Raw genomic sequence first — 14,081 nt, forward strand, 5'->3', positions numbered from 1 at the left:
GTTTCGTACGATGGAAATGTTCATCATGGCTTTCACAATTTTCGTGCTCGCCATTTTTGTGGGATTCGAAATTATTACAAAAATCCCTCCGACTCTTCATACGCCTCTGATGTCCGGATCAAATGCGATTTCTGGAATTACGCTTGTTGGAGCCGTGTTATCGGCTGGAGAGCAAGTCACCACTCTCACAACGGTTTTAGGCGTGTTGGCGGTTATTTTTGCGACCATTAATGTCGTTGGTGGTTTTATGGTCACGAATCGCATGCTTTCGATGTTTAAGAAGAAATAGTACCCGAAATGTTTTTGTGGAATAACAAGGAATAATCTAAATCTCATGTCTGGCGTCCTCATTAATATTGGATATTTGATTGCTTCGGTTCTCTTTATTTTAGGACTAAAGGGACTCACTCATCCTCGTACGGCTGTCCGTGGAAATCTTCTTGGCGCAACGGGGATGTTCGTTGCCGTCGTCTTAACGCTTGCTAATCAGCGAATCATCAGTTTTGAAATGATTTTGCTTGGAATTGTGATTGGTGGAGCAATCGGGGCCGTGCTTGCTGTAAAAATTCAGATGACCGAAATGCCTGAATTGGTGGCACTGTTTAATGGATTTGGTGGCATTGCATCTGTGTTGGTGGCGGGAGCCGCCTTATTTGAAAGTGCTCAAGGAACAGATGTTCCTATAATACAGTTGACTATTGCCATCGCGGCTTCGGGCCTTATTGGAGCCGTTACCTTTTGGGGCAGTCTTGTTGCATTTGGAAAATTAAAGGGTCTGGTGAATGAAAATGCCTTTTTGTTTTCCGGGCAGCAAGTCATCAATGCTGGGCTCGCCATTGTTACATTGTCATTTGCAGTGTGGGTGGTAATCGACCCAACAAGTGTTGTGGCCTACTGGGGGCTTGTTGGTACTGCCTCAATTCTCGGCGTTTTGTTAGTCATGCCGATTGGTGGTGCGGATATGCCTGTTGTGGTGGCGTTGTTGAATTCCTATTCCGGTTTAGCTGCGGCCGCAAATGGCTTTGTTTTGTCTAATAACGTGTTGATTATTACTGGGTCATTGGTTGGAGCATCTGGTCTGATTTTAACGCAGATCATGTGTAAAGCCATGAACCGGTCATTGACGAATGTCTTATTCGGAGTGCTGGCTCCAGTCGGAGGCGGTCCAAGTGCCGATGATGTGTATGCAGGCAAAGTGAAGTCTGCTTCACCAGAAGAAGTGGCATTGCTGTTTGATGCGGCTCGTCGTGTAGTGATTGTTCCAGGGTACGGAATGGCTGTTTCTCAGGCTCAACATCCTGTCGCAAGTTTGGCGGCTCTTCTCGAAAGTCGTGGGGTGACGGTTGAGTATGCGATTCATCCAGTAGCTGGCCGAATGCCTGGTCATATGAATGTGCTTCTTGCCGAAGCAGATGTGCCGTATGAAGCGTTAAAAGATATGGATGAAATTAATGAAACCTTTGATCAGGTCGATGTGGCCCTGGTCATTGGGGCAAATGATGTCGTCAACCCCGTTGCACGCACCGACCCTTCTAGTCCTATTGCTGGAATGCCTATCATTGATGTCGATAAAGCCAAGACGGTGGTCGTGATTAAGCGAAGTCTCAGTCCAGGTTTTGCTGGTATCCCTAACCCACTTTTTGCCCTTGATAATTCCCTGATGATGTTCGGGGACGGGAAAAAAATGGTTTTAGATATGGTTGCCGCATTAAAAGATAGTTGAGTTCGGTTAATGTTTCATAAAATATTGAAAATAAAGAGTTATTTTAATATTTTTTAATTGGGATTCAACTATTGCGAGGGGCATGAAGGCGTGGTAAAGTAAGGTCCTTGGTTATTAAACTTTAAGAAAAATTAAGGCTGAAATCATGGAAGTCAGAGTCATTAACAACAACGTAGAGAAAGCTCTCAAAGTCGCCAAGAAAAAGCTAGCCGCCGATGGTCTATTTAGAGAATTAAAAGCCCGCCGATTTTATCAAAAGCCTAGTGTCAAACGAAAAGCCAAGGAACGTGAAGCTGCGAGACGTCGACAAAAGTGGCTCTCAAAGCACCGTGTCTTTTAAGTTCTAGTCCTATATTCAACGTATTTATACCTAAGGCTACACCTCTTCTTCCCTTCCTGGTATTTTCTACGATACGTCTTCATAATCTTCACCAATAATGAGGGATCAGGATGTTCATGCTGTCCTACGCATTGTTAAGGAAGAGGTGCGACAGTGGCCTGCTGCACTTCTCGGCGTTTTGGCTGCAGAGTCTTCTTCCCCGTTTCAAATACTGATTTCATGTATACTGAGTCTTAGGACAAAAGATGACGTAACTGCAGAGGCCGCTCGTCGACTATTCTCTCTCGCTGCTAATCCTTTTCAGATGAGTCAACTGAAGCGTGAAACGCTTGAGCAGGCCATTTACCCTGTAGGGTTTTATCGTACGAAGGCCAGGCAAATTCTTAATATTTGTCAAAGGCTTACTACTGTTTACCATGGAAATGTTCCACATTCCATTGAAGAGTTACTTACGCTCAATGGAGTTGGCCGAAAAACAGCAAACCTTGTTGTGACAATTGGATTTGGTCAACCTGGCATTTGCGTAGATGTGCATGTTCATCGGATTTGTAACCGATGGGGATACGTCAAGACCAAAAATCCATGCGAAACAGAATCAGTATTACGGAAAAAACTTCCTCGCCGTTACTGGATACACTTCAATGACCTCCTTGTGACATTTGGCCAAAATCTCTGCAGGCCGCTTTCTCCCCATTGTCGTAGCTGTCTTCTCTCTAAGAAGTATTGCGCCAGGGTTGGCGTAACCTCTTTTCGATAGCGTAATCCCCTTCGCTTTTTCTCAATAGACGAAATACGAAGCAACGCGTAACTTGCGAGTTTGAAGTTACAGGTCATTTTTTATGTTACCTTTTCGTATCGCTTGCATTTTCTTTAAAGTGTTGATTTTACATGAGTTTTATTGAAATTATAAAATGAGCATATTTTTATTACCAAAACAACACATTTTATTTATTGGCATTTATTAGAATTTTATTAAGATAAATTACAATAAATTCATTATTTTCAAATATTTATGAATTTTCATTGAGGTAATTTCCTGATGGACCAAATATTGCTCAGTATTAGGCAGGAATATCGAGGTCTCGATAATTCGATGCTTATTTATATGAAGGTAATAAAAATTAAAAAGGAGGTGATAACCCATTTCAGCTTTATTGTGAGAGGTGCAGTATCACTGGGCCGAATTTTCGGTCGTTAATTTAGGAGGTGCATGCAATGTTTCTTTCTAGACGGCAATTTTTAAAAGTCTCAGCGGGCACGGTGGCCGCGGTGGCGTTGGCGGATAAGGCGTTAGCCTTAACAGCCTTGCAACCGGTCATTGAAGTGGGCAACCCCCTGGGCGAGTATCCCGACCGGTCGTGGGAGCGGGTGTATCACGACCAGTATCGCTATGATTCCTCGTTTACGTGGTGTTGTTCGCCGAACGATACGCATGCGTGTCGGATTCGGGCCTTTGTGCGCAACGGGATCGTGATGCGAGTGGAGCAGAACTACGACCATCAAACGTATGAAGATCTCTACGGCAATCGGGGGACGTTTGCGCATAATCCGCGGATGTGTTTGAAGGGCTATACGATGCATCGCCGGGTGTATGGACCCTATCGGTTGAAGGGGCCGCTCATCCGTCGCGGCTGGAAGCAATGGATGGATGATGGCAGTCCGGAATTCACGCCGGATGTGCGCAACAAGTATAAGTTCAACGCGCGCTATCTCGATGACATGCTGCGGGTGTCCTGGGACACATCGTTTACCTACCTCGCCAAAGCCATGATGATTATCGCCAATCGGTATAGTGGGGAGTCCGGAGCCCGCCGCTTGCGTGAGCAGGGCTATGCCCCCGAGCAGATCGAGATGATGAAGGGGTCAGGCGTACGGACCATGAAGTTCCGGGCCGGGATGCCAGTATTGGGCATCATTGGAAAAATGAGCGTGACCCGGATGAACGGAGGCTGTGGGGCCTTACTCGATACCTATATCCGGAAGGTCAAGCCAAACCAAGCGCAAGGTGGCCGGTATTGGAACAACTATACCTGGCACGGGGACCAAGATCCCTCGCAACCCTGGTGGAACGGGACGCAGAACTCCGATTGTGACTTGAACGACATGCGGTTTTCGAAGATGAACACCAGTTGGGGCAAGAACTTTGTGGAAAACAAGATGCCGGAAGCCCACTGGAAGCTCGAGAGCATAGAGCGGGGGGCCCGGGTGGTGGTGATCACGCCGGAATATAACCCGACGGCGTATCGGGCGGACTACTGGATTCCCATTCGGCCGGAATCGGATGCGTCGTTCTTCTTAGGGGCGGCCAAGATCCTGCTGGATGAAAACATGTACGATCATGATTTCTGTAAAACGGCTACGGATATGCCGCTGTTGGTGCGGACGGATACCTTGCAGTATCTGGATCCGCGGGAGTGCGTCAAAGATTACAAGCTTCCGGACTTCTCGAACGCCTATTCCGGCAAAGTCCAAACGTTGAGCCCGCAGTATGTGGCGCGCTTAGGCGGGTTGATGGTGTGGGATTTGAACAAAGAGCAAGCGGTGCCGATTCATCGGGAATTGGTGGGCTGGCACTTTAAGCAAAGCGGAATCGATCCAGCCTTGATGGGGACGTTCCGGGTGAAGCTCTTGAATGGCCGGGAAGTGGATGTGATGCCGATCTTCCAGATGTATCAAGCGCATTTACAGGATTACGACTTGGATACGGTGCATCAGATCTGTCGGTCGCCGAAGGACCTCATCGTGCGGTGGGGCCGGGATATCGGGACGATTAAACCGGCGGCGATTCATAACGGGGAAGGGGTGTGTCACTACTTCCATATGACGCAAAACGGGCGAGCGGCGGCCTTTAACCTGATTGTGACAGGGAATATCGGGAAGTTTGGGTCGGGCTGTCATACCTGGTCGGGGAACTATAAGGCCGGGGTGTGGGCGGCCACGCCATGGTCCGGTGGTGGTTTAGGGGTGCATACCGGAGAAGATCCGTTCAATATCACGACGGATGCCAATGCGCATGGGAAGGAAATCATCGTCAAGTCTTACTATTATGGCGAAGAAGTGGGGTATTGGAACCACGGGGATACGGCGTTGATCGTGAATACGCCGAAGTATGGCCGTCGGGTGTTTACCGGGAAGACGCATATGCCCACACCGAGTAAATTCCGGTGGGTGGCCAACGTCAACGTGTTAAATAATGCCAAGCATCACTATGACATGGTCAAGAATGTGGACTCCCACATTGAGACCATTGTGCATCAAGAAGTGGAGATGACTTCGGACGTCAATCATGCGGACGTCTCGTTTGCGGTCAATACCTGGATGGAGTTTACCTATCCGGAAATGACGGCAACGGTGTCGAATCCTTGGTTCCAAGTGTGGAAGGGTGGGATTCGGCCGCTCTATGACACGCGGAATGACTTGGATACGACGGCCGGGGTGGCCGCGAAGCTCACGCAGATGACGGGCGATGGGCGGTTCCGGGATTACTTCAAGTTCGTCTATGAGAACCGGGTGGATGTGTATGCGCAACGGCTCATGGATGCCGGGACGACGTCGTACGGGTATAACATCGATACGATGCTCAAGAGCGAGAAGGGCTGGATGGTGATGTGTCGGACCTATCCGCGCCATCCGTTCTGGGAAGAGACGAACGAGAGCAAGCCGCATTGGACGCGCAGTGGACGGTTGGAGACTTATCGGGTGGAGCCGGAAGCCATTGAGTACGGGGAAAACTTCATTGTGCATCGGGAAGGGACGGAAGCGACGCCGTATCTGCCGAATGCCATTATGTCGTCGAATCCGTACATTCGGCCAGATGACTACGGGATTCCGATCACCGCGCAGCATCACGACGATAAGACGGTGCGGAATATCAAGCTGCCGTGGCAGGAAATCAAACGGTACTCGAATCCGTTATGGGAGAAAGGGTATCAGTTCTATTGTGTGACGCCCAAGACGCGGCACCGGGTGCACAGTCAATGGTCGGTGAACGACTGGGTGCAGATGTATGAGTCGAACTTCGGCGATGCGTACCGGATGGATAAACGGACGCCGGGGGTCGGGGAGCATCAGTTGCACATTAACCCGGCGGCGGCGAAAGATCGGGGGATCAATGACGGGGACTATGTCTACGTCGATGGGAACCCAGTGGATCGGCCGTATCGGGGCTGGAAGCCCAGTGACCCGTACTACAAGGTGGCGCGGTTGATGATTCGGGCGAAGTATAACCCGGCGTTCCCGTATCACGTGACGATGGCCAAGCATGCGCCGTATGTGTCGACGGCCAAGTCGGTGAAAGGGCATGAAACGCGGCCGGATGGGCGCGCGATTGCCATGGATACGGGGTATCAATCGAACTTCCGGTATGGGGCGCAGCAGTCGTTTACGCGGAGTTGGTTGATGCCGATGCATCAAACGGACTCGTTACCGGGCAAGAGTGGTGGTAAGTGGAAGTTCAAATGGGGCTTTGAGATTGATCACCATGCGGTCAATACGACGCCGAAAGAATGTCTGATGCGGATTACGAAAGCGGAAGACGGCGGCATCGGCGGACGGGGGCCATGGGAGCCGGTTCGGACCGGGTTTACGCCGGGTCAGGAAAATGAGTTCATGATTAAATGGCTCAAGGGTGACCATATTAAGATCAAAGTGTAACCCGGCTTGCTGGGGGGCCACGCGACGTCCAGCGTGGCGTCGGGCCCCCCAGGAGCCACGGGCCTCATGTGACAATCGACTATTATTGTATGGTGGTATAACCAGACGAAACGGAGGAAATCATGCCAGAGGTGTATAATTGGCAATTAGGCCGGAAGATGCTGTATCCGTATGAAGAGCGGCATCCGAAATGGCAGTTTGCATTTGTGTTCAATATCAACCGGTGCTTAGCCTGTCAGACGTGTTCGATGGCGGATAAGTCGACGTGGTTGTTCTCGAAGGGGCAGGAGTACATGTGGTGGAACAACGTGGAGACGAAGCCCTATGGGGGGTATCCGCAGTTCTACGACGTGAAGATCACGCAGTTGATTGAGCAAGTCAATCCCGGGGGGCAGGTCTGGAACGTGCGGGTGGGGCGGAAGCACCATGCGCCGTACGGGGTGTTCGAAGGGATGACGATTTTTGACGCGGGGGCGAAGATCGGGCAAGCGGCGATCGGGTATATCCCCACGGACCAAGAGTGGCGGTTTGTGAATATCTATGAAGATACGGCGACGTCGATGCGGGCGCTGGTCGAAGGCGTCGATAAGACGGGGTTCACGAAAGAAGAGCCGTGGAGAATGAGTGGAAGTAGTTTGCCGGAGCATGAGACGTACTTCTTCTATCTGCAACGGATCTGTAACCACTGTACGTACCCAGGGTGTTTGGCGGCGTGCCCGCGGAAGGCCATCTACAAGCGGCCGGAAGATGGGATTGTGTTGATCGACCAGAACCGGTGCCGGGGATACAAGAAGTGTGTGGAGCAGTGCCCGTTTAAGAAGCCGATGTATCGGGGGACGACGCGGGTGACGGAGAAGTGTATTGCCTGTTATCCCCGAGTGGAAGGCAAGGACCCGTTGACGGGGGGCGAGCCGATGGAAACGCGGTGTATGTCGGCGTGTGTGGGGAAGATTCGCTTGCAGAGCCTGGTGAAGGTGGGGGAAGATGGGTTATGGGCGGAAGACCGCTGGAACCCGTTATACTACACGATCCGGGTGGAGCAGGTGGCGTTGCCGTTGTACCCGCAATGGGGGACGGAGCCGAATGGGTACTACATTCCGCCCCGGCAAGCGCCGCGGGGGTATACGCGGCAGATGTTTGGGCCGGGCGTGGATAACGCGATTGAGAAGTATCTGGTGCCGAGTCGGGAGTTGTTGGCGGTGCTGCAGTTGTGGCGGGCGAGCCAGCAGATTCTGTTCCGGTATGATGTGATCCCTGGTCCGAAAGTGTTTGAGACCCAGATTCACGGGAAGAAGTTTGAGATGTATAACGATACCGTGTTGGGCTTTAACAAGTCGGGCAAAGAGGCGGTGCGGCAGCAGGTGGAAGAGCCCATCTATGTCCGCCCGGCGGAACGGGTGAACTGGCTGTAAGTCGTTCTGACGACACACCAGAGAGACAACACCAGGCCTGGAGGGGAAGTTCCCCTTCAGGCCTGGTGTGTTTTAAGAGAAGGGTGTGTTGATTCTTCATGCACGTATCATTATATATCTAACGTCTACTTAAGAAGTTTAAGCCAACTCTGAATGCACTTCCGTCTGTACGACGTGTACGGATTGTGTTGTAGGAGTGATGTGAATTCAGGACTATTGGGTTTCGCCATCTATTATGTATGCATCTGCAAGATACGGTGCTGAATATTTCAACGATGCTTCAAGTGTTGGAAGCTCTGAGGATTCTAGCTACTTTTCGTAGGTATATATATTTATATTTAATGGTAATGTTTTCTTAATAAATATGACTAGGTAAATTGTATATTTCTCTCTTATACGAAATTTGGTGAGTTTGGGTTGTTGTCAGATTTGAACTATCTTTCGCTAGGCAATGAATATTTGAGAAATACGGGGAAAGTGAATATGTGTAGTGATTAGTCGAAATATTACTCGCTAAGTTTTCTGAAAAACGGAAAATACAGGTAGATATTTTTAGGAATCAATGTTAATTTGAAAACAGGGTTGGCTTCATTCAAACTTATATATAAAGACTGTGGTGGAGGTGTCTGTTAACGCTGACATTCCTTTTGCAGCTCAGGCCGTTCGCTTTGACGAGATACTCAAAACTGGCACGATTCCTAAGGAATATCTTGTCAGCGACTATATCGCGCAGCAATGGGTTGAACGCTTGGTGCATTACGTTTTAAGTGTTCCTGGAACAAGCTATACAATGCCTCAACTTGCGGCATTGTTAGAACAGCTTGATCCAACCAATCAAGTGTTTTTCTTTAAGCGACTTAAGGAAACAAGCCCCAATAGTTTGAAGCATTTTGCGCCATTATATTATGGATTTATGGCTGAGTTTCATCCTTTGTTGTTTACATGAGGGAGAGAAACTGTAAGTTTTCAGAAAGCCTATTTCATAAATTGTATTATTTTTTATAGGAGATACAGCATCCGCCTGGTTGGGACGCTGACCGCAAGGTCGAAACAATTCAAAGGAAATGTGAAGAAATAAATTTGAGAGCTTTAAGGTGGGAGAACAGGAATGAATTCAACTTTACACAAGGCCGTTTCAAGTTTTTATAATCTTATTTATGAGGGCCAGGCATTTGCGAGTAGCATGGGTAGAATAGATGCTGCCGATCAGGAACGATATTTTGGACGTGTCGAAGGCCTGAACTGGGTCCTTGATCGTTGCCAAGAAATAGAAGATGTTGATGTGAATTTAACGACCGCATCGCTCCAAAAACTTCTAGGCGATGTGAAGTCAGACCTTGAACATGAACTCTCAATTCAACGACGTGAAAAGGGTAGACGAGCTGATGGACGGGAAGAAGCGCTTATTTTTGTCAGTGACTATCTCACCAGCCTTATCACCGCCACTGGGATTGAATCTAGTAAGAGTCCGGTCTAAAAAGCTATACATACAGGGTTGAAGTTTCATCTTCTTCCTCGTATTCCAAGCATTGCATATATGAAAAAAATGTCTGTATGGATGACGCAAAAAATAAAAAGGCCGTCCGAGAGTGGATTATCTTTGCGTTGTGTCTTGGCCTTGGGGCACATGTCACCTTAGGATTGGTGATACATGATGCCGAAAATTGGAAGCCGCAAGCTTCCGGAATGTATGGCCTCCTCATCAGCTTGGCCATTTATGTGATGGTGCAAGTTGTGCGGTCTATTTGGTGGATTGTGAAAGGCGAGTCAACGGAAGAGCATTTCGATTGATGCAATGGCTCTCGTCAACCCGAAAGGACACACATCTGTGTTCCGAGGCAAGAGTGCTTATCTCACGGTTCACTTTCTAGCATAATCCCTTCTTCGATTAGCATAATAGGAATTTGGTCTCGAATCGGGTAGAGGATTTTCTTGTCTTGGCGAATCAGACCGCCATCCAATTTTTCCTTGACCGGTTGCCCTGCCTTGTTCAGAGTCTCTCCGCGTTCGATTGCAGTATTTACCCGTTCAATCAGTTGGGCATCAGCCATTAAGACGTTTAACTTTGTTTCTGGGCAACAGAGGATTGCTAAGAGTCCAGGGTCTATGGTTCCTTTATTGGCGTTGTCCACTGGTTCTGCCATGGCGTACTCCTTTATCGAATCGTGTCACATTAACGAGCCCAACAAAATGTATCACTCTCTTTGACAAGACACAAGCATTCAGTGAGGTGTAATCCCGGTAGGTCCCTTGAGAGTGTTGAGTATTCATGTAACTCATATCTCGTAACGTCAGCCGGTAACTTTCCTCACCCCATCACGATTTCGGTGAGAATTGATGAACGAATCAAGTTAATCTGATACAGTACAGGGTGCATGAGAGCTATAGCTTTTTAACTTTTTCTCAGTACCTATGCTCTGACGCCTGCTGGCTCTAGCCGTGCCACGACTCTTTCATGCAGTTGACGTGTATGCTTGCGTTCGATTAGGCATGTGCATTCCGTAAGAAAGGATGAGGTTTCGTTAGAGTCCGTTGAGTGAACGCCTCTCATACTGGGCGGGCTTGTTTGAGAGAAGCGAGTTAGCCCGCACCACCAAATGGTGTTCATCTCATCAGATAAACCTGGCCTGGGCGTTCATGGTTTTGGGTCCTTTTGCCGAAACAAAAGGGCCTCGGTCGCCGGGACGAACCCCGGCAGAGAGCAAAAACCTAGGACGATAAAAAAGGCATACGATTAATGAGGGAATGAGAAGGGCCATGTTCTTAAGCAAAAGCTCCTCTGCACTATAGCGAATCTCAATTTGGTCCGGTTAATATCTAAGGACTTTCAACGCGGTGTCGGCTTCAAGGGTAGGGAAATTCAGTGAAACGACTATAGCACTTTCCAGACAAATAGGTCTTAATGAAAAGTTAAAAAACTATAGCACCATGTTTCAAAAATTTTTATCACAAATTCAACGGTATTTTTGGACAGGGTTAATCATTATCATTCCCGCCTGGGGAACATTTTTAATCTTATACACATTGTTTGATGCGCTTGATCACATGACGGTGGATGTGTTTCAAGCAGCGTTTCATGTCAAGGTTCCAGGGTCCGGCATTGCCTCTTTTGCCATTCTCGTGTTGCTCGTTGGCATGGGGATGACGCATTTTGTTGGTCATCGAATTCATACCAACATTGAGGAATCCGTTGAGAAAGTTCCATTGGTTCGAAGTATCTATAACACGCTCAAAAGCATGGCGGATGTTATTAATTTTAAAGAACGTTTTGGCCAAAGCAAGGTGGCCGTGTTTCCCTTTCCGCGAGATGGGCTGTGGGCAGTCGGGTTTATCATGGGCTATGCCCCACGATGGCTGCAGGTTTCTCATGATGATGCGCTGGTCATGGTCTTTGTGCCAACGGCCATTCATCCTTTTACCGGCTATTTAGCCTTTATTCCCGAATATAAAATTCATCTCATACGATTACGTCCTGAAGAGGCGATGAAGTTGGAGTTCTCAGCAGGGCTCTACCGTCCCTCGCCCGGGTGGCTCAATCCACCCTCTAGTTCGGCTTAATTTTCATTCAATTTTGGTGCCTTTGCCATGACTGACCAACGACAAGAAAAAATCGTGATTCGGGATGCCGTGTTGTCGGACATAGATTATCTCGTGAAATTTAATACGGCAATGGCCTTAGAAACTGAAGGACGAAGTCTCGACCAAACCGTGTTGCGAGCCGGTGTTCAGGCCATATTTGAACAGCCTTCACGCGGATTTTATTTGATCGCAGAGGTTCAAACAGAAAAATCGAAACCTGTCGTTGCCGGCCAGCTTTTGATCACCTATGAGTGGAGTGACTGGCGAAATGCAAATTTCTGGTGGATACAAAGCGTGTATGTCCATCAAGATTGGCGACAGCGGGGAGTGTTTCGTGCGCTGTACCAACATGTCTATGAGCAAGTGAAGGTGCGTCGAGACGTGTGCGGAGTGAGATTATATGTTGAGCAAGATAATGCCACTGCGCGATCAGTGTATGCCAAGGTTGGCTTAGAGCTCACGCCGTATCGAATGTTGGAACGTGATTTTATGCCACCTCCAAAGCTTGGAGACTCGCAACATGTTCCGTAGCGAACTACTCTCACCAGTCCTTCATGGACAAGCTAGCTGTGTGCTTGTTAGGCTTCTCGTTGCTACTATGTGAAAAAGCCCAATGGGTTGATAGGTGCTTTTCACGATCCAAGCGCAATTCCCATTATGAATAGCCAAATATTCGAGTGTGTGCCATGCAATATCATGTTGCCGTTTCTAAAGAAGCCGATGTCGAGAAAGCCGTCGACGCTCTGCAGAAATCGACCATTCGGTCGTTAGGGCAGACGTCTCCTGATTTAGCATTCCTCTTCTTTTCGTCTTTCTTTTCTGAAGAAGCCCATGCCTTACATGCATACGTTCAGGAAAAGATTTCTCCACAGAATTTGGTGGGCTGCATGAATCATGGGGTGATTGGTGATACGGAAGAATTTGAAGAGCAGCCAGCCATCATCTTGTGGTCTGCTGTGCTTCCAGATGTGACGATGACACCAATACGTTTGACGGCACACGAACGTGATGGACGTCTTTCTCTAAAAGGATGGCCGCAAGATTTTCATACCCATTCTCAACACCCATACTTTTTTCTTTTTGCCGATCCTTTTACGACTCCCATTGATGAAGTTTTTGCCTCAATCGATCAAGACTCTCCAGGCTCTGTAGCCATAGGAGGGATTGCCAGTGGTGGGACCGATAGTGGTGAAAATCGACTGGTGCTCAATCGAGATCTCTATGACAGTGGAGTTGTGGGAGTGGCCGTAAGTGGACGAATCGAGGTTCGAACCGTCGTTTCTCAGGGGTGTCAGCCAATTGGTGAGCCGTATGTGGTGACAAAGTCTGATCGAAACATCATCTATGAATTAGGTGGTCAGCCCATGTTAGACCGATTAAAGGCTACGATACAGGGTGTACGTGAGACGAGTCAGCATGCGACACAATCCATTCAAGTTGGTCTCGCCATGAATGAATATCGTGGGAAATTTGGACGAAGAGATTTTCTTATTCGAGACCTGATGGGGGCCGACGAAAAATCTGGCGGTGTAGCCATCTCGGATATCGTTCATGAAGGGCAAACACTGCAATTTCATCTGCGAGATGGCAAGGCGGCTGACGAAGAACTGCGAACGCTTTTAGAGGAAGACCATCGAATCCATCGTAATCGTCCAGCGCAAGGGGCCTTGCTCTTTAGTTGTAATTGTCGCGGGACACGATTGTTCTCCGAGCCTCATCATGATATCACTGTCTTGCGGGATCAACTCGGGAATGTGCCCACTGCCGGGTTTTTTGCCGGAGGAGAAATCGGGCCGGTCGGTGGGAAAAACTATCTGCATGGTTATACTGCGAGTGTTGCCCTGTTTTGTGATCCCTCTATCGCGAGTTCCTAATCATTCCAATCTTTCACGTTGCGTAAGAAGCAAAGGAGAAAGCCCATGAGTAGAACCTTGAGTAAGAGTGGCATCATGATGTGTGTAATGAGTCTATTGTTGTGTGGTCTTAGCACAATAGTTCAGGCAGATGATGGAAGCGTTGTGACGACCGATTCTGGGTTGCAATATGTGGATGTTGTTCCTGGTGATGGCCAAGAAGCAAAAAAAGGTGACCATGTGGTTGTGCACTATACCGGCACGTTAACTGATGGAACGAAATTCGACAGTTCTAAAGATCGAAATGATCCGTTTTCCTTTCCTCTTGGCGCAGGGCAAGTTATCAAAGGATGGGATGAAGGCGTCGCAGGCATGAAGGTCGGTGGGACGCGCCAACTAATTATTCCGCCAGACTTGGGTTATGGCGCACGAGGAGCAGGGGGAGTTATTCCTCCGAACGCGACGTTGAAATTTGATGTGGAATTACTCGAGGTCCGATAAGGTTGTGAAGAAGATAAATG

General features: G+C 48.4%; 14 protein-coding genes. 13 read left to right on the forward strand and 1 reads right to left on the reverse strand.

Annotated elements, in window-relative coordinates:
* The first annotated feature begins 10 nt into the window (after positions 1–10).
* The 9 genes from ACWHX8_RS01250 to ACWHX8_RS01290 all read left to right on the forward strand — a co-directional run bounded on the left by ACWHX8_RS01250 (position 11) and on the right by ACWHX8_RS01290 (position 9,919).
* On the forward strand, positions 11–289 hold the full coding sequence (locus ACWHX8_RS01250) for an NAD(P) transhydrogenase subunit alpha (RefSeq protein WP_447970157.1): 279 nt from the start codon (positions 11–13) through the stop codon (positions 287–289).
* A gap of 45 nt (positions 290–334) precedes the next feature.
* A complete protein-coding gene (locus tag ACWHX8_RS01255; RefSeq protein ID WP_447970158.1) occupies positions 335–1,723 on the forward strand; it encodes an NAD(P)(+) transhydrogenase (Re/Si-specific) subunit beta in 1,389 nt (462 codons plus the stop codon).
* 145 nt (positions 1,724–1,868) lie between these two features.
* Positions 1,869–2,063: a 30S ribosomal protein S21 gene (gene rpsU, locus ACWHX8_RS01260; protein ID WP_447970159.1), complete on the forward strand. Its 195-nt coding sequence runs from the start codon at positions 1,869–1,871 to the stop codon at positions 2,061–2,063.
* A gap of 145 nt (positions 2,064–2,208) precedes the next feature.
* Positions 2,209–2,820, forward strand: coding sequence for an endonuclease III domain-containing protein (locus ACWHX8_RS01265; protein WP_447970160.1), 612 nt, complete (start codon positions 2,209–2,211; stop codon positions 2,818–2,820).
* 458 nt (positions 2,821–3,278) lie between these two features.
* On the forward strand, positions 3,279–6,716 hold the full coding sequence (locus ACWHX8_RS01270; RefSeq protein WP_447970161.1) for a molybdopterin-dependent oxidoreductase: 3,438 nt from the start codon (positions 3,279–3,281) through the stop codon (positions 6,714–6,716).
* Positions 6,717–6,838: 122 nt separating this feature from the next.
* On the forward strand, positions 6,839–8,128 hold the full coding sequence (locus ACWHX8_RS01275; protein ID WP_447970162.1) for a 4Fe-4S dicluster domain-containing protein: 1,290 nt from the start codon (positions 6,839–6,841) through the stop codon (positions 8,126–8,128).
* Positions 8,129–8,750: 622 nt separating this feature from the next.
* Positions 8,751–9,074 (forward strand): hypothetical protein, encoded by a 324-nt coding sequence (locus ACWHX8_RS01280; RefSeq protein WP_447970163.1) that lies wholly within the window; start codon positions 8,751–8,753, stop codon positions 9,072–9,074.
* A 162-nt stretch (positions 9,075–9,236) separates the two neighbouring features.
* Positions 9,237–9,605 carry a hypothetical protein gene (locus ACWHX8_RS01285; RefSeq protein WP_447970164.1) on the forward strand — a complete coding sequence of 123 codons (369 nt, stop codon included), beginning with the start codon at positions 9,237–9,239 and terminating at the stop codon, positions 9,603–9,605.
* A 77-nt stretch (positions 9,606–9,682) separates the two neighbouring features.
* Entirely contained in the window at positions 9,683–9,919 is a 237-nt protein-coding gene (locus ACWHX8_RS01290) for a hypothetical protein (RefSeq protein ID WP_447970165.1), read from the forward strand.
* Positions 9,920–9,981: 62 nt separating this feature from the next.
* Here the strand turns inward: ACWHX8_RS01290 and ACWHX8_RS01295 are convergent, their stop codons facing one another.
* A complete protein-coding gene (locus tag ACWHX8_RS01295; protein WP_447970166.1) occupies positions 9,982–10,272 on the reverse strand; it encodes a Trm112 family protein in 291 nt (96 codons plus the stop codon).
* 784 nt (positions 10,273–11,056) lie between these two features.
* On the opposite strand from ACWHX8_RS01295, the gene ACWHX8_RS01300 reads away from it, so the two are divergent.
* From ACWHX8_RS01300 to ACWHX8_RS01315, 4 genes are all read left to right on the forward strand, one after another.
* Entirely contained in the window at positions 11,057–11,686 is a 630-nt protein-coding gene (locus ACWHX8_RS01300) for a DUF502 domain-containing protein (protein WP_447970167.1), read from the forward strand.
* A 27-nt stretch (positions 11,687–11,713) separates the two neighbouring features.
* Positions 11,714–12,238 (forward strand): GNAT family N-acetyltransferase, encoded by a 525-nt coding sequence (locus ACWHX8_RS01305; RefSeq protein ID WP_447970168.1) that lies wholly within the window; start codon positions 11,714–11,716, stop codon positions 12,236–12,238.
* A 155-nt stretch (positions 12,239–12,393) separates the two neighbouring features.
* Entirely contained in the window at positions 12,394–13,581 is a 1,188-nt protein-coding gene (locus ACWHX8_RS01310) for an FIST signal transduction protein (protein WP_447970169.1), read from the forward strand.
* 18 nt (positions 13,582–13,599) lie between these two features.
* Entirely contained in the window at positions 13,600–14,061 is a 462-nt protein-coding gene (locus ACWHX8_RS01315) for an FKBP-type peptidyl-prolyl cis-trans isomerase (protein WP_447970170.1), read from the forward strand.
* Positions 14,062–14,081: the final 20 nt, after the last annotated feature.

This window comes from Nitrospira sp. M1 (assembly GCF_965152605.1).